The following is a 22,422-nucleotide window of genomic DNA, read 5'->3' on the forward strand; positions in this document are numbered from 1 at the left end:
TCAGCTTGCCGCCGAGCGGCGCAGCAGCACCGGCACTGATTTGGACGTCGGCGTGTTGGAGATGTCGGCCACGCTGTCCAGCGGAATCAGCGGATTGGTTTCCGGGAAGTAGGCGCCCAGGCAGCCGCGCGGGATGTCGTACTCCACCAGCAGGAAGCCATCGGCGCGGCGTTCGATGCCGTCATGCCATACCGTGGAGATATCCACCCGCTCTCCGGCGGCGAAGCCCAGCCGCGCGATGTCGTCGCGGTGTATCAGCAATACCCGGCGCTGGCCGTAGACGCCGCGGTAGCGGTCGTCCAAGGCGTAGATGGTGGTGTTGTACTGGTCGTGCGAGCGGGCGGTCATCAGCACCATCAGCTTGTCGCCATGCAGCGCGCGGGCGCGGGCGATGGGCGTGTCCTTCTCCAGCGCGTTGACGATGAACTGCGCCTTGCCGCTGGGCGTGAGCCAGCGCCGCTCGCGCGAGGCCGGCGTCAGATGGAAGCCGCCCGGCTGGGCCACGCGGGCATTGAAGTCCCGGAATGCATCCAGCACCTTGGCGATTTCGTCGCGGATGCGCGCGTAATCGTTTACGTAGGACAGCCAGTCCACTTTGTCGCTGCCCAGCGTGGCATGCGCCATGCGCGCGGTGATGTCGGTTTCGGACAGCAGCTGTCTGGACGCCGGCGGATTGATGCCGTAGGACAGGTGCACCATGCACATCGAATCTTCCACCGTCACGCCTTGCGGGCCGGTCTGCTGCAGGTCGATCTCGGTGCGGCCCAGCGTCGGCAGGATCAGCGCGTCCTGGCCGTGAATCAGGTGGCTGCGGTTCAGTTTGGTGGAAATCTGCACCGTCAGCGCGCAGTTGCGCAGCGCTTCAAACGTGCGCGGCGTGTCCGGCGTGGCCATGGCGAAGTTGCCGCCCAGGCCGACGAAGACCTTGACCCGGCCGTCCAGCATCGCCTTGATGGTGTCCACTGCGTCCAGGCCGTGTTGGCGCGGCGGCTCGAAGTCGTAAACCTGGGCCAGCCGATCCAGGAATGCCTGGCTAGGCTTGTCCTCGATGCCCATGGTGCGGTCGCCCTGCACATTGGAGTGGCCGCGCACCGGGCACAGGCCCGCGCCGCGGCGGCCGATATTGCCGCGCAGCATCATCAGATTGGACAGCATCTGGATGGCGGCCACCGAATCGCGATGCTGGGTCAGGCCCATGCCCCAGGTGCTGATCACCGCCTTGCCTTTGACGTAGACGCGGGTCAATGCCTCGATGTCCTGGAAGGGCACGCCGGACGCGGCGATCAGGTCCGGCCAGCTCTCGCCGCGCAGATCGGCGGCGAAGTCGTCGAAGCCGCTGCAGTGTTCGGCCAGGAAATCCACGTCCAGCACGCGCTCGCCGCCGCTGGCCACGGCCTCGTCATCGAGCTCCAGCACCCGCTTGGCCACGCCCTTGATCAGCGCGAAGTCGCCGCCCAGGGTGGGGCGGATGAATAGCGAGCTGATCTCGGCCCCGCCGCTCAGCAGGTCCATCGGATGCTGCGGACTGGCGAAGCGGTCCAGTCCTTTTTCCTTCAGCGGATTGATCGAGACGATGGTGGCGCCGCGCTTGGCTGCCGCGCGCAGTTCGTTGAGCATGCGCGGATGGTTGGTGGCCGGATTCTGGCCGAACACCATGATGGTGTCGGCGTGTTCGAAGTCGTCCAGCACCACCGTGGCCTTGCCCACGCCCACCGTCTGCGGCAGCGCGCGGCTGGATGATTCGTGGCACAGGTTGGAGCAGTCCGGGAAGTTGTTGGTGCCGTACAGGCGCACGAACAGCTGGAACAGGAAGGCGGTTTCGTTGCTGGTGCGGCCGGAGACATAGAACGAGGCACGATTGGGATCGTCCAGCGCCTTCAGATGGCGGGCGATCAGCGCGAAGGCGTCGTCCCAGCGGATGGGCAGGTAGCGGTCGCTGGCGGCGTCGTAGGCCAGCGGCTCGGTCAGCCTGCCGTGCTGCTCCAGTGCGTAATCGCTCTGTTGCAGCAGTTCCGTCACGGTATGGCGGGCGAAGAAGTCCGCGCCTATGCGTTTGGAGGTGGCTTCGGCCGCCACCGCCTTGACGCCGTTCTCGCAGAACTCAAACGTGGACGTGTGCTCGCGGTCCGGCCAGGCGCAGCCGGGGCAGTCGAAGCCGTCCGGCTGGTTTTGATGCAGCAGGGTCTTGTAGCGGCTGCCGGGGACTTTTTCCTTCAGCAGCGTGATGGTGGTGCTTTTCAGCGAATCCAGGCCGCCGGCCGGCTGCGGGTAGGGCGCGATGCGTGCCTTGCGCTTGTGATCCATGGTGGGGGTTCCAGATGCGGTGTGCGGTAAAACGCGTACCGCCTGGCATGGCTGCGGGCGGCGCGGTGGCTAAGCTTACTAGGATAATTCGTCGTTGCGGGGCGGGGTCAAGTTTTTATACCTATGACATGGCATGGCTGTGTTGAATCATGCAGCCTGCTGGCTCCGCCGCGCATGCAGGGGGATAATGTCAGCCGTGGCCCGCCGCTGCGAATAGCTGGCGGCACAAGGTTTTTCCGTCGTCGGTCAGGCAAGCCTGGCCATGGCCGGCTTCGTCGATGCGGAGGGCGGCGAGCTCCAGCTGGCTCAGCAGCGTCAGGCTGCGGCGCAAGGTGCTCATGCGCAGGCCGGATTGCTTGCACAGCCGCGGCAGCGACCAAGGGCCGTCGCTGGCGTGCTCGGCGCGCCACAATTGCGCCAGCAGCGCGGCGATGGCCGGGTCCAGTTGTTCTGCCTGCAAAGGGGCGTCGGCGGTCATGGGAATCAGTATTAACGGAAACGACGCGTAGTCTAGCGTATTCCCGTCGCCAAGGCGCGGGAGGGAGAGGGCGAGTGGAAGGGATGAGCGAGCAGGCCGGGGCAGCCCGGTTGGAGGTAAGGCGTCACCGCGATGGCGCGGCGCAGTCCGCTATAGACTGGGTGGCGGAGGAGGTGCCGGTGGCGCTGGTGTTCAATGGCATCTCGCATGCCGTGATGATGGCGACGCCCTGTCATCTGGAGCAATTGGCGGTGGGCTTCGCGCTGAGCGAGGGCATTGTGGCGAGGCGGGCGGAAATTTTCGATGTCGAGGCCGAACGGGTCTGCGGCGGCGCCGAGGTCAGGCTGGAAATCGCCCAGCCGGCTTTCCTGGCCTTGAAGGATCATCGCCGCTCCTTGGCTGGCCGCACCGGCTGCGGCGTGTGCGGCATCGAGAGCCTGGGCCTGCTCGATCTCTCGCCTGACCGGATCACGCCGCCGTCGCGTCCGTTGGTCGCCGACGCCGCGATCATTGCCCGCGCCGCGTCCGAGCTGCCGGCGCAGCAGCATCTGAACCAGCTCACCGGCTGCGCGCATGCGGCCGCCTGGTGCGGCTTGGATGGAGAGGTAAAGGCGGTGTTCGAGGACGTGGGCCGCCATAATGCGCTGGACAAGCTGATAGGCTATCTGGCGCTGCAAGATGCCTCGCCCGGCGATGGTTTCGTCTTCATGTCCAGCCGGGCCAGCTACGAGCTGGTGCGCAAGGCGGCTAGGGTCAACATTCCGATGCTGGCCACCATCTCCGCGCCCACGGCTCTGGCGGTGGACATCGCGCGCCGCGCCGGCGTGGTGCTGGCCAGCTTCTGCCGGCAGAACGGTTTCGTCGAGTACACGGCAGACAGCTAGGGGCGTTGACCTTGTTTGCTGGGTGGATCGCGTTAGCGCCGGCTTAGGCCGGATGCCAGGCGCGCAGCCCGGCCTGGTTTTCCATTCAGCGCTTTTGCAGCGCGGCCAAGTCTTGTGGCGTGTTGAGATTGCGGAACGCCTGCGGCGCGTCGTCGAAATCCACTGCCAGCGCGCCGGCTTGCGCCTGCCACTCGCGCACCCTGCGGCCGCCGCCGCGCAGATAGTCGCGCAGCGACGGCAATAGCGTGATCGATAGCGCCATGCACACCGGATGCGCTTGCCCCGCGCTGCGCGCCACCGCCAGCTGGCTGCGGCCATCGCGCAGCGGCGCCAGCAGCCGCGCGGCCAGGTTTTCCGGCAGCAAAGGCAGGTCGCATGGCGCGGTGAGCAGCCAGGGCGTGGCGCAGGCCGCGAGCCCGGCCTCCAGCCCGGCCAGCGGGCCGCAGTTGGCGAACTCCGCCGCGTCCGTCACCACCTGGCCCAGCGCGGCGTAACGTTCCAGATTGCGGTTGGCGCTGATCAGCAGCGCGTCGGCCTGCGGCCGCAGCCGCGTGGCGACCCGCTCCGCCAGCGCGACGCCATCGAGCTCCACCCATCCCTTGTCCACGCCGCCCATGCGCGAGCCTTGGCCGCCAGCCAAGAGCAGGGCGGTGACGCCTTCATTTTCCAAGTGGGTAGACATTGTTATTTCCTGTTTGGATAAACAAAACAGGCGGCCGGAGGGCCGCCTGTCGAATCATAACGCAGCAAGCGCCGCTTAGTGCGCCGGCTGCGTTTGCTCGCCAGAGGACGCCGCCTCCTTGGCCTCGCGGCGCGAGGCGATGAACATATACATCGCCGGCACCACGAACAGCGTGAACAGCGTGCCGATGGACAGGCCGGTGAAAATCACCAGGCCCATCGCGTAGCGGCCGGCGGCGCCGGCGCCGGAGGCGATCACCAGCGGGATCACGCCGAACACCATGGCGGCGGTGGTCATCAGGATGGGGCGCAGCCGGATCGAGGCCGCCTGTTCGATGGCTTCGCGCTTGGACAGGCCGGTCTTGCGCAACTCGTTGGCCACTTCCACGATCAGGATGCCGTGCTTGCTGATCAGGCCCATCAGCGTCACCAGGCCCACCTCGGTGTAGATGTTCAGCGAGGAGAAACCCAGGAAGATGAAGATCATCGCGCCGAACAGCGCCAGCGGCACCGACACCAGAATCACCACCGGGTCGCGGAAGCTTTCGAACAGCGCCGACAACGCCAGGAACACGATGATCACCGCGAACAGCATGGTCACCAGGAAGCCGCCGGATTCCTGCATGAACTGGCGCGACTGGCCGGCATAGTCGACGGTGTAGCCGCTGGGGGCCACTTGCTGCACGGTGTCGCGCAGGTATTGCAGCACTTCTCCTTGCGACACGCCGGCCACGCCGGAAATGGTGGCGGAATTCAACTGCTGGAAGCGGTTGATCGATTCCGGCTCCACTTCATACTTCAGCTTGGCCACGGTGCCGACGGTAACCATGCTGCCGCTCGGCGTCTTGATGTAGTAGTCCAGCAGCTGCGACGGGTTGAGCCGGTCGGTTTGCAGCACCTGCGGGATCACCTTGTAGGAGCGGCCATCGATGGAGAAGTAGTTGACGTAGCCGCCGCCCAGCGCCGCGGACAGCGCGTTGCCCACGTCCTGCTGGGTCAGGCCCATCGCGGAGATCTTGTCGCGATCCACCACCACGGTAGCCTGCGGTTTGTCTATCTTCAGGTCGGCGTCGAGGAAGTAGAACTTGCCGGAGGCGCGCGCCTTGTCCATCACCTGCTGCGTCACCTGGTTCAGGTTTTCGAACGGTTCGGTGGTGGTGATGACGAACTGCACTGGCAGGCCGGAGGCGCCGGGCAGTGGGGGGAACTGGAACGCCGCCACCCGCGCGCCGGCGATCTTGTTCCAGCGCGCCTGCAGGTCCATCTGGATTTCATGCGCGTTGCGGCTGCGCTGATCCCAAGGCTTGAACAGCACGCCGCCTATGCCGGCGTTGACGGTGGGCACGCCGGTGATCTGGAACATCTGCTGGTATTCCGGCATGCTCTTGCCCACCTGGAACACCTGGTTGGCGTAGGTTTGCATCTGGTCCGCCGTCGCGGTGGGCGCGCCCACCACTTGGGACAGCACGATGCCCTGATCCTCCTCCGGCGCCAGCTCCGACTTCGACATCTTGAACATCACGGCGAGCAGGGCGATCAGGATGGCGCCCATCACGATCAGCACCGGCCAGGTTTCCAGCAGGTTGTGCAGGATGCGCTGATAGCCGTGGCGCACCCGTTCGAAGGTTTTGTCGATAGCGTGGACGAAGGGGCTGTTGTCCATGTCCGACTTGAAGAAACGCGAACACATCATCGGCGACAACGTCAGCGCCACCACGCCGGATACCGTCACCGAGGCGGCCAGGGTGAAGGCGAACTCAGTGAACAGCGCGCCGGTCAGGCCGCCCTGGAAGCCGATCGGCACATACACGGCCACCAGCACCACCGTCATCGCCAGAATCGGGCCGCCCAGCTCGCGGGCGGCGACGATGGACGCCTCGAACGGCGACATGCCGTCGCGCATGTGGCGGTCGACGTTTTCCACCACGATGATGGCGTCGTCCACCACCAGGCCGATGGCCAGCACCAGCGCCAGCAGGGTCAGCAAGTTGATGGAGTAGCCCAGCATCAGCATGATGAAGAAGGTGCCGATCAGCGACAGCGGCATGGCGATCACCGGCACCAGCACCGCGCGGAGGCTGCCGAGGAACAGGAAGATCACCACGGTCACGATGACCAGCGCTTCCAGCAGCGTCTTCACCACTTCATGGATGGAGGTGTTGATGAAGTCGGTGGAGTCGTAGACGATCTGGCCGGTCAAGCCGGTCGGCAGCTGTTTTTGCACGTCCGGGAAGGCCTTGCGCACCCGCTCCGCCACGTCGAGGATGTTGGCCTCCGGCGCCACCTTGATGCCGATGAATACCGAGCGCACGCCGCTGAACGCGACGTTGAAGTCGTAATTTTCCGAGCCCAGCGTCACCGTGGCCACATCCTCCAGCCGCACGATGGCGTCGCCGTTGCGCTTGACCGACAGCTTCTTGAACTCGTCCACGGAGTGCAGGTCGGTGTCGGCCGTCAGCGGAATGGTCACCATCTGGCCCTTGCTGGTGCCCAGCGCGGTCAGGGTGTTGTTGCTGGCCAGCGCGGCGCTGACGTCGGCCGCGGTGACGCCATGCGCCGCCATTCGCGCCGAATCCAGCCAGGCCCGCAGCGCGAACTGGCGCGCGCCGAGGATTTCCGCGGTTTGCACGCCGGGAATGGAGTCCAGCTTGGGCTTGACCACGCGCACTAGGTAGTCGGTGACGTTGTTGGTCGGCAGCGTGTCGCTATAGAAACCCATGTACATCGCGTCGGTGGTCTGGCCGGTCTGCACCGTCAGCACCGGCTGCTGCGCCTGCGGCGGCAGCTGGTTCTTCACCGAGTTGACCTGGGTGTTGATCTCGGTCAGCGCGCGGTTGGCGTCGTAATTCAGCCGCAGCGTGGCGGTGATGGTGGACACGCCGCTGCTGCTGGTGGAGGACAGGTAGTCGATGCCCTGCGCCTGGGCGATGGCGGATTCCAGCGGCTGGGTGATGAAGCCGGCCACCGTCTTGGCGTCGGCGCCGTAGTAAGCGGTGGAGATGGTCACCACCGCGTTCTGCGTGCGCGGGTACTGGTTGATCGGCAGGCCGAACAGCGAGCGCAGGCCGAGCACCACGATCAGCAGGCTGACCGTGGTGGCCAGCACCGGCCGCTTGATGAAAATATCGGTAAAGTTCATGGCGAGCCTCAGTGTTCTTGCGGCGTCGGGTTCGGGCTGTTGGCCGGCTGCACCGAGTTGTTGACGGTGACCGGGGTGCCGGTCTTCAGCTTAAGCTGGCCGCTGGTGACCACTTCCTGGCCTTCCTTCAGGCCGGCGGTGATCGCCACCTGGTCGCCGCGGGTATCGCCGGTGGTGACGAAGGCCTGCTGCGCTTCCAGCCCGTTTTTGCCCTGTTTGACGATGAACACGGTAGAGCCGTACGGGTTGTAGGTGATGGCGGTCTGCGGCAGCGTCAGGTGTTTCTGTTTGCTGCCGACGTCAATGGTGGCGTTGGCGAACATGCCCGGCAGCAGCTTGTGCTTGGGATTGGCGATGGTGGCTTCGATCTGAACATTGCGCGTGGCGGGGTCGATCTTGGGGTTGATCGCGTTGATCTTGCCGTGGAAGACCTCATCGCCAAAGGCATCGCTCTTGACCTTGACCGGCTGGCCCACGCGCACTTGGCCGATCTGGCGCTGCGGCAGGTTGAAGTCGACATACACCGGGTCGATGGTTTGCAGCGTGACGATCTTGTCGCCCGGATTCAGGTACTGGCCGGGATTGACCGCGGTGATGCCCAGGCGGCCGGAGAACGGCGCGCGTATGGTTTTCTTGGCCACCAGCGCGGCTTGTTGCGCCACCAGCGCGGTCTTGCTCTTCAAGTCGGCCATGTCGGCGTCCACCTGGGCTTGGCTGACGCCCTCGATCGCCAGCTGGGCGCGGTCGCGCTTCAGCGTGGTGGCGGCCAGTTCGGCGGCGGCCTGCAGCGAGCGCAGCTGCGCCTGGTCGGAGTCGGCGTTCAATTGCACCAGCACGTCGCCGGCCTTGACGTCCTGGCCGGACTTGAAGTGCAGGCTGCGCACCTGGCCGGCCACTTCGCTGCTGATGTCCACGCCGTGCACGGCGGTGAGGGTGCCGACGGAGCTGAGCTGCGGCTGCCATTCGGCCATCTTGGCGATAGTGGTGGACACCGTCTGCGGGCCCGGCTTGGGCGAGTTGGCGATCAGTTTCTGGATGTGCAGGAAAAAGCCCACGCCCAGCACCACAATCAGCAGCACTACGCCGCCCAACATGATCAACATTCGCTTGGTCATGATTCGTCTTCTTCTTTCAATGGCGATTCGGATTCCGTGTTCCCGCGCCGCGGCGCGAGCCTTGTCTTGCTGCTCAGCCGCCTGTCTGGTCTGTGGCCGCCGGGTGGTTCCACCAGCCGCCGCCCAGCGCCAGGAACAGCGCGGCGGTGTCGGAGTAACGCGCCGCCTGCGCCTGGATCAGGCCGATGCGCGCCTGCTGATAGCTGCGTTGCGCATCCAGCAGCGCCAGGTAGCTGATGCCGCCCAGCTTGTATTGCCGGGTGTTCACGTCCAGCGATTCGCGCGCCTTGGCTTCGGCGTCGGCCTGCGCCCTCAGCGCCAAGGCGTCGGCATCGATGGCGCGCAGGCTGTCGGCCACATTCTGGAAGGCCTTCAGGACCGTGGCGCGGTATTGCGCCTCGGCCTGCTGGTAGGCCGCCTCGGCGGCGCGGCGCTTGGCGCTGAGCGCGCCGCCGTTGAACAGCGGCTGGGTCAGGCCGGCGGTGACGCCCCACAGCGTGTTGCCGATGTCCATCGTGGGCAGCACCGTGTGCTGGGTGCCGTAGCTGCCGTTCAGCGTGATCTGCGGATACTGGTTGGCGGTGGCGACGCCGACTTGCGCGGAAGCCTGGTGCAGCAGGGCTTCGCTGGCGCGGATGTCCGGCCGCTGGCGCGCCAGCGCCGACGGCAACGACACCGGCAATGCGTCCGGCAACTGCAGCGATTCGAGATGGAATTCCGGCAGGCCGCCCTCGCCGGGGAAGCGTCCGGCCAGCACGGCCAGCTGGTGGCGGGTTTGCGCCAGCGCCTTTTCCAGCGGCGGCAATTGGGCGCGGGTCTGCGCCACCAGCGTGCCCTGGGTCAGCGCAACCGCGCGCGGCTGGGCGCCCAGCTCGACTTGTTTCTCGGCAATGCGCAGCTGCGTCTCCTGCGCCTTCAGCAGCTCGCGGGTGGCTTCCAGTTGGCCGCGCAGCGCCGCTTCCTGCACCGCGGTGGTGACCACGTTGCCGATCAGCGTCTGGTAGGCCGCCTCGGTCTGGAAGCGTTGGTAGTCCGCGGCCGCCATCAGGCTTTCCAGCTGGCGGCGTTCGCCGCCGAACAGGTCCAGCGTGTAGGACACGCCGATGGTGCCGCTGTAGACGTTGAATTCGTTGGGCGTCGATCCGCTGAGGATGGCGCGCTGGCGGCCGCCGCCCAGTTGCAGGTTGGCGCTCGGATAGTAGGTGGTGCCGGCCGCGGCGTTGTAGTTTTCCTGCGCCTGGCGCAGCGCGGCCTGGGCGGCGTCCAGCGTCGGGTTGTGCTCCAGCGCGGCGCGGATCAGTTGGTCCAGCGGTTCGGAGCGGAACAGCTTCCACCACTCGGCCGGCAGGTCCTGGCCATTGATCAGCCGCTGGCCGACGCCGGATGGGCCGACGCGGTCGCCATGCGCGCTGACGGTTTCGGATTGCAATGGCGTTTCGGTGTACGGCGCGTCTGCGGCTTTGGGCAGGACGGGCGTCTTGAAATCCGGCCCGACGGCGCAGCCTGCCAGGGCCAGCGCCACGGCCAGCCCGACGGCGACTTGCCGCAGCGGCGGGCGGCTGCGGCTTGGATGCGGTTTGGAATGCACGGCATGCTCCTGGATGTGCGGAAAGCCGACCCGCCGGGCGGGCCCGGCGTCGGCTTCCTGAATGTCTTCCCCTGCAGCGGTGCGCGGGGCGGGTCAGGGGATGAAGTTGCTATGCTCTATGGATTTGCGCCGCATGTCTACTGGGTTGAGGGTAGGGATATCGAAATGTCGTTTTGTGAATACCGCTGTCGCGGCCAGCCTGGCAGGAGTCAGGCCGGCAGCCGGCTGGCCGCCGCGAGAGGATCGAGCCCTTGGCGCGCGACCAGATGATCCAGGTAGGTCAGCGCTTGGTTGCCCAGCCGCAGGCCGCGTAGCTCAGACGCCGCGGCTTCCGGCAGCCTGGCCAGCGCGTCCTTGCGGATCAACAGCGTGGCTTCATCGCGGCCGCGCAGCAAGCCTTCCGGGTCGGCCAGTTCGCGGATGCGGTGGGACCAATGCAGGTATTGCGGCTGCCACAGCGGCACCACTGCCCAGTCGCGGCGGGCGACCGCCTGTTCGAAGGCGGCGACGCAGTCGTCCAGGCTGCCATGCCGGAAGGCGTAGCCGGCCTGTTCCAGCTGGTAGCGCGCCATGATCTCCAGCGAGAAGCGGCTGATGCCGGCGCCGGGATTGATGCCCTGGATGGTCTTGACCATGCGCGCCGCGACTTCGGGTTTTCGCAGGTCCGCCAGCGTGGCGACGGCCTCTGGCGGCACGTAGTCGGGCACGCCCCATAGGGCGTATGGGGTATACAGCACGGTCAGTTTTTCCACTTGCGGCTCGATGGGCGCCAGGTAGGCGCCGTGGCTGCCGGGCAGCCAAGCGCTGCACAGCAGGTCGCCCTGGCCGCTGGCCAGCAGCTCGAAGGCGCGCTCATGCGGCACGCGCCATTCGCTGACGGTGACGCCGTGTTTTTGCAAGACGGCGGCCACCACGCCGGCGCTGGCGGCGTGGAAGGATAGGTCTATCGTGATCAGGGTTAAGTGGACGGTCATGATGGTTCCTGGTCGGAAAGGGTCAGAGCCTGCCGCAGCGCCTGGCCGGCGTGATCGATTACCGCGCGTGCGGCGGGCACCGCGCCGTCAAGGTGCAGGCTGGCGTGAGGCAGGTTCGGCAGCAGAATGGTTTCGGCAGGCACGCCGGCAGCGGCGAGCGCGGCGGCGTAGTTCAAGCCATCGTCGCGCAGCGGATCCAATCCGGCCACGATGATGGCGGCGGCCGGCAATCCGCGCAGCTTGCCGCGCAGCGGCGAGGCGTAAGGCGAGGCGGCGGAGTCATCGTCCGGCAGATACATGCGCCAGCAAGCGCGCATGGCGTCGCGGGTCAGCAGATAACCGTCGGCGTAGCGCGCGTAGGATTCGGTGTCGAAACGGCAATCGGTGGCCGGGTAGATCAGCAATTGGCGGCGTATGGCCGGGCCGCCGTGGTCGCGCAGCCATAGGCAGGCCGCCGCGGCGAGATTGCCGCCGGCGCTGTCCCCGGCCAGCGCCAGGCGGGCCGGGTCGGCGCCCAGCGCGTCGGCATGGGCGGTCGCCCATTCTGCGGCTGCGACGACGTCCAGCAGCGGCGTGGGGAAGCGATGCTCCGGCGCCAGCCGGTAGGCCGGTACCAATAGCAGGCAGCGGCCGGCATTGGCCAGTGCGCGGGCCGGCGCGTCGTACAGGTCGAGCGTGCCGCGCGTCCAGCCGCCGCCGTGGGCGAATACCGCCAGCGGCAGCGGGCCTGCGCCGCTGTTTGCCGGGCGATACAGCCTGGCCGTCAATGTCGCGCCATCGGCAGTCGGGATGGCCAGCGTCTCGACCGCGTCCACGGCTTCCGGCGCCGCTTGCCAGCGGCGCAGGCTCTCGGCCGCCGCCCGCGCCCGTTCCAGCGAGTCCGGTTCGATGTCCAGCGTTCCGGCGGCGCGGGCGCGCGCCAGGAAGGCTTGCATCAGCGGGTCGGGCGGCAGGCTCATAGCGCGGAATCGGGCTGGAAGTGAATCAGTTCCGGCTCGCCGTCGAAGTGATGCCAGAAGCTCTGGGCAAACGGTTGGAAGTCGGCATGAGCCATGAAGGCGCGGTGCGCGTCCAGGCTGTCCCATTCCACGGCCAGCAGGTAATCGCGGTCAGTCTGCAACTGGCGGCCCAGCTTGTGGCCCTGATAACCTGGCTTGCCCAGCAGATAACGGCTGGATGCGGCGCGCCAGGCGGTTTCGAAGTCTTGCAATTGACCCGGCTTGACGCGCAGGCGGACGATTTCGACGATCATTTCGCGTTCTTCTTGATTGGCGGCCGGGCTCAGAAGCCCGACAGCACGATCTTGCCCTTGGCGGTGTTGCTTTCCAGCAGGGCGTGGGCGCGTTTCAGGTTGGCGGCATTGATGGCACCGAAGCGTTCGGCCACGGTGCTTTTCACGATGCCGGCGTCCACCAGGCGGGCCAGTTCGGTAAGCAGCGTGTGCTGGGCGATTTGGTCGTCGGTGGCGAACATCGAGCGGGTGTACATGAACTCCCAGTGCAGCGAGAGGCTCTTCGCCTTTAGCGCGCGGACGTCCAGCGCGGCGGGATCGTCGATCAGCGCGAGCTTGCCCTGCGGCGCCAGCGATTCGACGATCTCGGCGAAGTGCTGCTCGGTTTGGTTCAGGCTGGCCACGTAATCGACGTGCTCGATGCCGATGCGCTTCAGTTCCTGGCTCAGCGGCTGGCGGTGGTCGATGACATGGTGCGCGCCCAGCTCCTTGACCCAGGCCTGGGTTTCCGGGCGCGAGGCGGTGCCGATCACGGTGAGGCCGGTCAGTTGGCGCGCCAGTTGGACCAGGATGGAGCCGACGCCGCCGGCGGCGCCGACGATCAGCAGCTTCTTGCCGGAGGGCTGGTTGTTGGCCAGCACTTGCAGGCGGTCGAACAACAGCTCCCAGGCGGTGATGGCGGTCAGCGGCAGGGCGGCGGCGGTTTCGAAGTCCAGGCTATCCGGCATCTTGCCGACGATGCGCTCGTCCACCGCATGCAGCTCGCTGTTGGCGCCGGGGCGCTGCAAGGCGCCGGCGTACCAGACGCGGTCGCCCGGCTGGAACAGGCTGACCTGGCTGCCGACGGCGAGCACCACGCCGGCGGCGTCCCAGCCCAGCACGCGGGGCTGGCCGGCTGCCGGCGCCATATTGGCGCGGACTTTCACATCCACCGGGTTGACCGAGATGGCTTTCACTTCGACCAGCAGGTCGTGTTCGCCGATGATGGGTTCGGGCAGTTCGACATCCAGCAAGGCTTCGGCGTGGTCGATCGGCAGGTTCTGGTAATAGGCGATGGCTTTCATGGCATTTCCTTTGTGGCTGTGGCGTGAATCAGTGCCTGCATGGTATTGCTATTTGATTTAGAGAAAATCCAGCTATTATTGGAATCAGTTTCAAAATTAAATTGATAAAATGATCAGATTGGACGATTTGCAGGTCTTCATCCGCGCGGCGGACCAAGGCAGCTTGTCGGCGGCGGCGCGCCAGCTGGACCTGAGCCCGGCCGTGGCCAGCGCCGCGCTGAAACGGCTGGAGGCGGAAGTCGGGGCGCAACTGTTGGCCCGCTCCACCCGCAGCCTGAGGCTGACGCTGGCCGGCGAGCGTTACCTGATTCACGCCCGCGCCGCGCTGGATGCGGTGCAGGCCGGCAGCTTGGCATTGGCGCAGGACAGGCAGGCGCTGGCCGGCAGCCTGTCCCTGTCCATGCCGTCCGACCTGGGACGCAATCTGCTGCGGCCGTGGCTGGATGATTTTCTGGCGCGGCATCCGGGCCTCAGCCTGCAGCTGCGCGTCAGCGACCGGGTGGCGGATCTGTACCGCCAGCCAGTGGATGTGGCGGTGCGTTACGGCGTGCCGGATGACTCCAGCCTGGTGGCCCTGCCGCTGGCGCCGGACAACCGCCGCGTGTTGTGCGCGTCGCCGGACTACCTGGCCCGGCACGGCGCGCCGCATGCGCCGCAGGATTTGCGCGGACACCAGTGTCTGCGCCTGGTGCTGGGCGAGGCGGTGCACGAGCGCTGGAGTTTCGAGCGCGACGGCGAGCGGCAGACGGTGGCGGTGAGCGGGCGTTGGATGAGCGACGACGGCGAGATCGTGCGGCGCTGGGCGGCGGCGGGGCGCGGCATCGCTTACAAGTCCAGATTGGACGTGCTGGCGGACTTGCGTTCGGGCGCCTTGCAGGCCTTGTTGCCGGATTGTCTCACGGAGCCGGCCCCGCTGTATCTGGTGACGCCGCACCGCTTGATGCTGTCGCCGGCGGTGGTGGCGCTGCGCGAGCACTTGCAAACTTGCCTGGCCGGCTATCTGGCTGAACCATAATGAAAAGACGGTCGGGACAGTCGGTTCCGGAACAAGTTGCGAGAGGGGGAGGGGGCGATGTGTATTTTCCGTAAAGATTCGGGCTATAATCGCGGCCTTGAATCCTAATTCTTGCGAATCCAGTATTCCAAGTCACAATCTTCCACATGATCCGCAAGCTAATCCGAAAAGTTCTGGAATTGCCGGCCGGCATGGCCAAGCGCCGCGGCAAGCTCCGCGTGTATCCGCTGCCGCAGCACGGCGTTCGCCGCGACCAGTTGAGTTCCGCCGCCCTGCGCGTGACCAGCCGCCTGCAAGAGGCCGGTTTTGCCGCCTACGTGGTGGGCGGCGCGGTGCGCGACCTGATGCTGGGCGTGTCGCCCAAGGATTTCGACGTGGCGACCAATGCCACGCCGGAGCAGGTGCACCACCTGTTCCGCCGCTCCCGCATCATCGGCCGCCGCTTCCGCATCGTCCACGTGATGATGGGGCCGGAAACCATAGAGGTGACCACCTTCCGCGGCGGCAGCGTCGACGACACCAATGAAACCGGCCGCATCATGGCCGACAACAGTTTCGGCAGCCAGGAAGAAGACGCGCACCGCCGCGACTTCACCGTCAACGCGCTGTTCTATGACCCGTCCGACGAAACCGTCATCGACTACCACAACGGCGTCAAGGACTTGCACGCCAAGAAACTGGTGATGATAGGCCAGCCGGCGCGCCGCTATCAGGAAGATCCGGTGCGCATGCTGCGCGCGGTGCGTCTGGCCGCCAAGCTCGGCTTCGAGATCGACGACGCCACCAAAAAGCCCATCCGCGCCCACGCCCATCTGCTGAAGAAGGAGCCGCCGGCTCGTCTGTTCGACGAACTGCTGAAGCTCCTGATGTCCGGCCACGCCTATGCCTGCTTGAAGAAGCTGCGCGAGGAAGGCCTGGCGCGCGGCGTGTTCCCGCTGCTGGACGCGGTGATGGACGACAAGGCCGGCGACGATCCTTTCCTGCGCCTGAGCCTGGACAGCACCGACGCGCGGCTGCGCGCCGACAAACCGATTTCCGTCGGCTTCCTGCTCGCTACCTTGCTGTGGCGCCAGGTGAACCAGGGCTGGCAAAAGCGCATGGCCGCAGGCGAGAAGAGCTTGCCGGCGCTGATGTCCGCCATCGCCGACATCGAGGCGGAACAGGACAACGACTTTGCCATCCCGCGCCGTTTCAGCGTCACCATGCGCGAAATCTGGACGCTGCAGGCGCGTTTCGACAGCCGCACCGGCAGCCGGCCTTATCGCTTCCTGGAACAGCCGCGCTTCCGCGCCGCCTATGACTTCCTGGCCCTGCGCAGCGAGGCCGGCGAAGTGCCGCACGCGCTGGTGGAGTGGTGGGAGCGCTTCCAGCGCGCGGACGGCGCAGAGTGCGAACGGCTGATCGCCGAGGCCAGGGAAAGCGGCGGCGGCGACGAGCCGGCCAAGAAGCGCCGCCGTCGCCGCAGCGGCAGCCGCCGGCGCAGCGAGGGCGCCAGCGAGGGGAGCCCTGAGTGACGCTGGCCTATGTCGCTCTGGGCAGCAACCTGGAGCAGCCGGACCAGCAGGTGAGGGCCGCGCTTGCGGCCCTTGGCCATTTGCCCGGCAGCGCGTTGCTGCGCCACTCTTCTCTGTACCGCACCGCGCCGGTCGGCTACGCCGACCAACCCGATTTCATCAATGCCGTGGCGGCGCTGGATACCCAGCTGTCTGCGGCGGATTTGCTGGAGGCGCTGTTCGCCATCGAACAGCGCTTCGGCCGCCAGCGCAGCTTTCGCAATGCGCCCAGGGTGCTAGACCTTGACCTATTGTATTACCATGGCATGGTTTGCGCCGATGAAGCCCTGACGCTGCCGCATCCGCGCATGCGCGACCGCGCCTTCGTGATGGTGCCTTTGGCTGAGATCGCTCCCGGCGAGATTCTGCCCGGCGTGGGCGACGTTTCCGAGCTGGCCGCCGCGCTGAGCGGCGATGGCATCGAAAAGCTGGACGAGGCCGGCTGAACCCGCTCAAGAACAGGAAAAACATGAGTCAACTGCGATATGTGGTGGTGGAGGGGCCGATAGGCTCGGGCAAGTCCTCGCTGGCCAAGCGGCTGTCCGCCTACTGGGGCGTGCAACTGAAGGCGGAAGATCCTGCCGCCAATCCGTTTCTGCCGCGTTTCTACCGCAATATGCCGGCGCATGCGCTGTCCACCCAATTGAGCTTCCTGACGCAGCGCGCCGACATCGCGCGCGACATGTTGCAGGGCGAACTGATGGCCGCGCCGCTGGTATCGGACTTCCTGTTCGAGAAGGATGATCTGTTCGCGCGGATGAACCTGGACGAGCATGAGCTGGCGCTATATCGCCGCCTGGCCAGGCTGGCGCTGCCGGAATATCCGGTGCCGGATCTGGTGATTTATCTGCAGGCGTCCGAGGAGACGCTGCTGCAGCGCGTGGCGGCGCGCGCCATCGACTACGAGGTGAACTTCCCCGAGGGCTACCTCAAGCGCGTCCACGCCGGTTATAACGAATTTTTCCATCAGTACGAGGCCGCGCCGCTGCTGATCGTCAACACCGATCATTTGAATCTGGTGGACGGCGACGAGGACTTCGAGTTATTGATCCGCTGCATTGCAGAAATGCGCGGCCAGCGCAGTTATTTCAACAAGAGCGTCTGACCGGGTTCGTCCCGCGCGGCGCCGCGATGGAACACGAGGAAGTCGAGAAATGAAAATAACCGTCAATACCTTGCACAAGCTGGCGGCTGAAGGCCAGAAAATCACCATGCTGACCTGCTACGACGCCAGCTTCGCCAGCCTGCTGGACGAGGCCGGCGTGGAAATCCTGCTGGTTGGCGACTCGCTGGGCCCGGTGATGCAGGGCATCGATTCCACGCTGCCGGTCAGCGAGGACGAGATGGCCTATCACATCCGCTGCGTGGCGCGCGGCGCCAAGAACGCGCTGATCCTGGGCGACATGACTTTCGGCGCCTATCAGCAAAGTCCGCAGCAAGCCTTCGCCCACGCGGCGCGCCTGCTGCAGGCCGGCGCGCATATGGTGAAGCTGGAGGGCGGCGCTTACATGGCCGAAACCACCCGCTTCCTGGTGGAGCGCGGCGTGCCGGTGTGCTCGCATATCGGCCTGACCCCGCAGTTCGTCAACGCCTTCGGCGGCTACCGCGTGCAGGGGCGCGGCGATGATGGCCAACGTGTCCTCAACGACGCCAAGGCGCTGGCCGAGGCCGGCGCCAGCCTGATCGTGATGGAGTGCGTACCGGCTGCGCTGGCCAAGGAAATCACCGAAACCGTCAATGTGCCGACCATCGGCATCGGCGCCGGCGTGGATACGTCGGGCCAGGTGCTGGTGCTGCACGACATGCTGGGCGTGTATCCGGGCAAGAAGGCGAAGTTCGTCAAGAACTTCATGGAGGAGGCGGGCAGCATCCAGGGCGCTGTCCAGGCCTATATCAAGGCGGTGAAGGACAAGACCTTCCCGTCCGCTGAGCATACCTACTGAGCCCGGGAGACAATAAGCGATGGAAATCATCCGTAGCGTGGCCGACATGCGCGCCTGGCGCAAACAGGCCGGCAAGCTGGCGTTTGTGCCCACCATGGGCAATCTGCACGAAGGGCATTTGAAACTGGTCAAGGCCGCGCGCGAGCAAGCCGACAAAGTCGTGGTCAGCATCTTCGTCAACCGGCTGCAGTTCGGCCAGGGCGAAGACTTCGACGCGTATCCGCGCACCTTTGAATCCGATTGCGAAAAACTGCGCGCCGCCGGCGTGGACGCGCTGTTCTTCCCGGACGAGCGCGAACTGTATCCGCGGGTCAAGCAGGATTTCAACGTGGAGCCGCCGCATATCCAGAACGAGCTGTGCGGCGCTTTCCGCCCGGGGCACTTCCGCGGCGTGGCCACGGTGGTGACCAAGCTGTTCAATATCGTGCAGCCGGACGTTGCCTGTTTCGGCAAGAAGGACTACCAGCAGCTGCATGTGATCCAGGCCATGGTGGACGATCTGAACTCGCCGATCGCCATCGTGCCGGTCGATACCGGCCGCGCCGACGACGGCCTGGCCTTGTCCTCGCGCAACGGCTATCTGTCCGCCGACGAGCGCGCCGAAGCGCCGCGTCTGTATCGCAATCTGTGCGCCATCCGCGACGGACTGCTGGCCGGCAGCCATGACTACGCCGCGCTGGAAAAGACTGCCCGCGACGATCTGAGCGCCGCCGGCTGGGTAGTGGATTATGTGGAAGTGCGCCAGGCCGACACGCTGGAAATCGCCCATGCTGGCGAGAAGCGCCTGGTGGTGTTGGCCGCCGCGCGCCTGGGCAAGACCCGTCTGATCGACAATATCGAAGTGTTCCGTTAAATCCGGAACAAGAAAGAAAGCTGTCATGCAACGCAATATGCTCAAGTCCAAGCTTCATCGGGTGACCACCACGCATGCCGAGCTGCATTACATCGGCTCCTGCGCCATTGATGAGAACCTGCTGGAAGCGGCGGACATTCTCGAATACGAAGAAGTGCAGATCTGGAACGTCACCAACGGCGAGCGTTTCGCCACCTACGCGATCAAGGCGGAGCGCGGCTCCGGCGTGATCTCGGTTAATGGCTCGGCCGCTCGCCGCGCCGCGCCGGGCGATCTGCTGATCATCGCCTCCTTCGCGCTATACGAAGACGCCGAGCTGAAAAACCATTCGCCTAAGCTGGTGTTTGTCGACGGCAATAACCAGCTCACTGAAATTAAAGGCGCGACGCCGACGCAGCCGGCTTAAATACGCAGCCGTTTATATCGAATACATGCCGCCCAATTGGCGGCATTTTTTTGATATAGCTTCGCCGATCACGGGAAGCGGCAGTAATTGTCAGTCAATCGCACAGTGCGATTTGGTATTTTTCACGATTTAACCTTTTGGTAATGCAAAATTCATTTTGTATTATATTTCAAACGCTTGAACGAGAATAAAATGCCGACGGCGCTTTATGCCGCATAATAAAGAAAGGCACTGTGATGACGATGAAGCATCTTGCGCTGTCAGCGATTGCGCTGGCAGCATTGGCTGGCTGTTCCAGCACGCCCAACAATCAGCCGGCAGAGGGCAGCAAGGTCGATGTGACTTTGCTGGAAACGACTGATATTCATCAGAATTTGCTCAGCTATGATTATTACAAGCTGGCCGCGAATCCCTCATTTGGCCTGGAGCGCGCGGCCACGCTGATTCAACAGGCACGTGCCCAATATCCAAATAACCTGCTGCTGGACGACGGCGACCTGATTCAAGGCACCGCGCTGGGCGATTATCAGGCAGCCGTGAATCCAGTGAAGTGCGCCGACACGCTGGCCGTGCATAAGGTGATGAATTACCTGAAGTATGATGCCGGCACCATCGGCAACCATGAATTCAATTACGGCCTGCCATTTTTGTCTCAGGTAACCAATACCGATTTTCGCATGGCCGATATCGGCAAGCCTGCCGGATGCGGCGCCCCGTCTTATCCACAAGTGCTGGCGAATGTGAATAATCTGGCCGACGCCAAGCCGATTTTCCAGCCGTATACGTTGTTGAAACGGACCTTTACCGGCACGGCGCCGGATGGTTCCAGCATCCAGGTGCCGTTGAGTATCGGCGTGATCGGCTTCACGCCGCCCACCATCATGGATTGGGACAAGAAGAACCTGCAGGGCAAGGTCATTACCGCTGGCTTGTTGGAAACCGCCAATACCTACATCCCGCAAATGCGCCAGCAAGGGGCCGATCTGGTGGTGGCGCTGTCGCACGGCGGCCTAGACCCGTCCAGCTACAGCCCGACCATGGAAAACGGCAGCTGGCACTTGACCAAGACCGGCATCGACGCGCTGCTGATCGGCCACTCGCACGATATCTTCCCCAATCCCGGTTCCGCCAGCTCCCAGTTCAACAATATGCAGGGCGTGGACAATACCAAGGGTCTGGTCAACGGCGTGCCCACCGTGATGGGCGGCAACTGGGGCAATCGTCTGGGCTTGATCCACCTGACGCTGAAGTTCACCGGCGGCAAATGGGTGGTGCAAAACGACAAGAGCGCGGTGGAAACCCGTTCGATCAAGAATGCCGATGGAACATATGTGCCGGCCGATCCGAATGTGGGACAACTGGTCGCCGCCGAGCATCAAGGCACCATCAACTACGTCAAGACGCCGGTCGGCAGCACCGATTTCGAAATGAATACCTACTTCGCCCTGCTGGGGGATGTCAGCGCGATTCAAGTCGTCAACATGGCGCAGCAGGATTATGTGACCAAGTACATCAAGACCAACCTGCCGCAATACGCCTCGCTGCCGGTGTTGTCGGTGTCGGCGCCGTTCAAGGCCGGACGCAATGGCTCCAGCGACTTTACCGATGTGAAGCAGGGATCGATCGCCATCAATAACGCGGCCGATCTGTATCTGTATCCGAACACGGTGCAGGCGGTGAAAGTGACGGGCGCAGACCTGAAGAACTGGCTGGAGCGATCGGCGCAGATGTTCAACACCATCGATCCGACGGCGGCTGCCACGCAGGACCTGATCAACCCCAACTACCAGGTATTCAATTTTGACGTCATGTGCGGCGTGCAGTATCAGATCGACGTCACTAAGCCGGTGGGCAGCCGCATCGTCGGGCTGAGTTATAACGGCGCGCCGGTCGATCCTGCCCAGCAGTTCGTGGTGGCCACCAACAACTACCGCGCCAGCGGCGGCGGCAATTTCCCCGGCATTGACGGCACCAAGACCATCATCCAGGCGCCGGATGCCAACCGCGATGTGTTGATCGCCTACATCAAGGCCAATGGCAATCTGACGCGCGCCCAGTATGGCTCGACCCAGCCGTGGAGCTTCGTCAAGGTCAGCACGGCGGCGCCGGTGCGTTTCAAGAGCATCGCGGGCCAACTGCCGCTGGCGCAACTGGCCGGTCTGAAAGGCTTGAGCGGCGGCAGCGACAACGGCGACGGCACCGGCGATTATCTGCTGGACCTGAGCAAGTAAGGCAGGGAGAGGGGGCGGCTTGCGCCGTCCCCGTCACGCATATGCAGAAAATCATATGGATCGCGCTGGCGGGGTTCTGCCTGGCGCTGTGCGGGTGCGCCGGACGCCCTGGCCAGGCGGAGCTGGATGCCGCCAAGCAGCAGGCGATATACGCCAGCGACGGCGCCGCCTGGACCCGGCTCAACGATTGGGCACGCCAGCATGACCCGGCTGCGGCGCGCAGTCTGGCCGAGGCGTATGCCGCGAGCGGCACGCCGCAAGCCTGGTCTCGGGCCGCGCCGTGGTTTCAGCGCGCCGCGGAGTGGGGCGATGGCTTGGCGGCGTTCCGGCTGGCTAAACTGTACGCCAAAGGCTTGGGCGTGAAGCCTAGCCGCGCCCTGTCCAATCATTGGCTGCACGTCGCGGCGGAAAGGCAGCAGGCGGACGCCGCCTGCGTCCTGGGGCTGCGCGCCAAGGATGCGGGCGACGTGATGGCGGCGAAGCAATGGTTCGAGCAGGCCGCCGCCCACGGCAGCGCCGAGGCGATGTTCCAGCTCGGCATCGCCTATCAGGAGGGGATAGGTGTCCAGGCCGACGCCAAGCGGGCGCTAGACTGGTACGAGCGCTCCGCAAAGCTGGAAATGCCCGCCGCGCTGCAAACCCTGGCCATGGCCTATCAGGCTGGCGATCTGGGTTTGCCGCGCGACGAAATCAAGGCTTCGGAGATGTTCAACCTGGCCGCGCATGCCATTCATGACTTTGAGTCTGAGGTTTTTTGACGAAAATGTGACGCGTCTAGGCTGCAATGCGCCGTCCCGGCAGTTGGGCGGCGCAATTTTTTTGCACTTGCAGCATGGCTGCGGCATAGTGAAAGCGTAAGGTTCTCTTATCGATCCTTTTCCGCCGGCGCCGGCAGGAGAAGCCGATAGGCTCTAGGCCGGCCGCTGGCCGGCGCAATCGAAACGGATGAGCGCGGGAAGAGGG

At 65.0% G+C, this 22,422-nt stretch carries 20 protein-coding genes; 10 read left to right on the forward strand and 10 right to left on the reverse strand.

Features of this window, described 5'->3' with window-relative positions; translation table 11 throughout:
* Together JHD59_RS06970 and JHD59_RS06975 are read right to left on the reverse strand one after the other, a co-directional pair.
* Window positions 1-2,304, reverse strand: coding sequence for an FdhF/YdeP family oxidoreductase (locus tag JHD59_RS06970; RefSeq protein WP_199153715.1), 2,304 nt, complete (start codon window positions 2,302-2,304; stop codon window positions 1-3).
* Window positions 2,305-2,494: 190 nt separating this feature from the next.
* Window positions 2,495-2,782, reverse strand: coding sequence for a hypothetical protein (locus JHD59_RS06975; protein ID WP_199153716.1), 288 nt, complete (start codon window positions 2,780-2,782; stop codon window positions 2,495-2,497).
* Between the two features lie 83 nt (window positions 2,783-2,865).
* On the opposite strand from JHD59_RS06975, the gene fdhD reads away from it, so the two are divergent.
* A complete protein-coding gene (gene fdhD, locus JHD59_RS06980) occupies window positions 2,866-3,666 on the forward strand; it encodes a formate dehydrogenase accessory sulfurtransferase FdhD (RefSeq protein WP_199153757.1) in 801 nt (266 codons plus the stop codon).
* Between the two features lie 85 nt (window positions 3,667-3,751).
* On the opposite strand, the gene mobA is transcribed toward fdhD, so the two are convergent.
* From mobA to JHD59_RS07020, 8 genes are all read right to left on the reverse strand, one after another.
* On the reverse strand, window positions 3,752-4,348 hold the full coding sequence (gene mobA / locus JHD59_RS06985) for a molybdenum cofactor guanylyltransferase MobA (RefSeq protein WP_199153717.1): 597 nt from the start codon (window positions 4,346-4,348) through the stop codon (window positions 3,752-3,754).
* A gap of 75 nt (window positions 4,349-4,423) precedes the next feature.
* Window positions 4,424-7,486, reverse strand: coding sequence for an efflux RND transporter permease subunit (locus JHD59_RS06990; protein ID WP_199153718.1), 3,063 nt, complete (start codon window positions 7,484-7,486; stop codon window positions 4,424-4,426).
* Between the two features lie 8 nt (window positions 7,487-7,494).
* On the reverse strand, window positions 7,495-8,601 hold the full coding sequence (locus tag JHD59_RS06995; RefSeq protein ID WP_199153719.1) for an efflux RND transporter periplasmic adaptor subunit: 1,107 nt from the start codon (window positions 8,599-8,601) through the stop codon (window positions 7,495-7,497).
* A 73-nt stretch (window positions 8,602-8,674) separates the two neighbouring features.
* Window positions 8,675-10,189, reverse strand: coding sequence for an efflux transporter outer membrane subunit (locus JHD59_RS07000; RefSeq protein ID WP_368671541.1), 1,515 nt, complete (start codon window positions 10,187-10,189; stop codon window positions 8,675-8,677).
* Between the two features lie 209 nt (window positions 10,190-10,398).
* A complete protein-coding gene (locus JHD59_RS07005; protein WP_233163928.1) occupies window positions 10,399-11,163 on the reverse strand; it encodes a glycine betaine ABC transporter substrate-binding protein in 765 nt (254 codons plus the stop codon).
* Complete coding sequence (locus JHD59_RS07010) at window positions 11,160-12,122, reverse strand: alpha/beta hydrolase (RefSeq protein WP_199153720.1); 963 nt, start codon at window positions 12,120-12,122, stop codon at window positions 11,160-11,162. Before JHD59_RS07010 ends, JHD59_RS07005 begins: the two co-directional genes overlap by 4 nt.
* Window positions 12,119-12,415 (reverse strand): antibiotic biosynthesis monooxygenase, encoded by a 297-nt coding sequence (locus JHD59_RS07015; RefSeq protein WP_103321041.1) that lies wholly within the window; start codon window positions 12,413-12,415, stop codon window positions 12,119-12,121. Before JHD59_RS07015 ends, JHD59_RS07010 begins: the two co-directional genes overlap by 4 nt.
* A 29-nt stretch (window positions 12,416-12,444) precedes the next feature.
* Entirely contained in the window at window positions 12,445-13,458 is a 1,014-nt protein-coding gene (locus JHD59_RS07020; protein ID WP_199153721.1) for a zinc-binding alcohol dehydrogenase family protein, read from the reverse strand.
* Window positions 13,459-13,567: 109 nt separating this feature from the next.
* On the opposite strand from JHD59_RS07020, the gene JHD59_RS07025 reads away from it, so the two are divergent.
* The 9 genes from JHD59_RS07025 (at window position 13,568) to JHD59_RS07065 (ending at window position 22,217) form a co-directional block, all read left to right on the forward strand.
* A complete protein-coding gene (locus tag JHD59_RS07025; RefSeq protein ID WP_233163929.1) occupies window positions 13,568-14,473 on the forward strand; it encodes a LysR family transcriptional regulator in 906 nt (301 codons plus the stop codon).
* A gap of 146 nt (window positions 14,474-14,619) precedes the next feature.
* Entirely contained in the window at window positions 14,620-15,987 is a 1,368-nt protein-coding gene (gene pcnB, locus JHD59_RS07030) for a polynucleotide adenylyltransferase PcnB (protein WP_199153722.1), read from the forward strand.
* Window positions 15,984-16,472, forward strand: coding sequence for a 2-amino-4-hydroxy-6-hydroxymethyldihydropteridine diphosphokinase (gene folK, locus JHD59_RS07035; protein WP_199153723.1), 489 nt, complete (start codon window positions 15,984-15,986; stop codon window positions 16,470-16,472). Before pcnB ends, folK begins: the two co-directional genes overlap by 4 nt.
* Before the next feature lie 23 nt (window positions 16,473-16,495).
* Window positions 16,496-17,131 (forward strand): deoxynucleoside kinase, encoded by a 636-nt coding sequence (locus JHD59_RS07040; protein ID WP_103321037.1) that lies wholly within the window; start codon window positions 16,496-16,498, stop codon window positions 17,129-17,131.
* Between the two features lie 49 nt (window positions 17,132-17,180).
* Window positions 17,181-17,969, forward strand: a complete 789-nt coding sequence (panB, locus tag JHD59_RS07045) for a 3-methyl-2-oxobutanoate hydroxymethyltransferase (protein WP_103321036.1) — start codon at window positions 17,181-17,183, stop codon at window positions 17,967-17,969.
* Window positions 17,970-17,988: 19 nt separating this feature from the next.
* Entirely contained in the window at window positions 17,989-18,822 is an 834-nt protein-coding gene (gene panC / locus JHD59_RS07050) for a pantoate--beta-alanine ligase (RefSeq protein WP_103321035.1), read from the forward strand.
* Window positions 18,823-18,847: 25 nt separating this feature from the next.
* Window positions 18,848-19,228 (forward strand): aspartate 1-decarboxylase, encoded by a 381-nt coding sequence (gene panD, locus JHD59_RS07055; RefSeq protein ID WP_199153724.1) that lies wholly within the window; start codon window positions 18,848-18,850, stop codon window positions 19,226-19,228.
* Window positions 19,229-19,464: 236 nt separating this feature from the next.
* Window positions 19,465-21,459, forward strand: coding sequence for a bifunctional 2',3'-cyclic-nucleotide 2'-phosphodiesterase/3'-nucleotidase (locus tag JHD59_RS07060; RefSeq protein WP_199153725.1), 1,995 nt, complete (start codon window positions 19,465-19,467; stop codon window positions 21,457-21,459).
* 41 nt (window positions 21,460-21,500) lie between these two features.
* Window positions 21,501-22,217 carry a tetratricopeptide repeat protein gene (locus tag JHD59_RS07065; protein ID WP_199153726.1) on the forward strand — a complete coding sequence of 239 codons (717 nt, stop codon included), beginning with the start codon at window positions 21,501-21,503 and terminating at the stop codon, window positions 22,215-22,217.
* The last annotated feature ends 205 nt before the right edge of the window (window positions 22,218-22,422 follow it).

Source organism: Chromobacterium sp. ASV23, from assembly GCF_016428945.1.
Classification (GTDB): Bacteria; Pseudomonadota; Gammaproteobacteria; order Burkholderiales; family Chromobacteriaceae; genus Chromobacterium; species Chromobacterium sinusclupearum.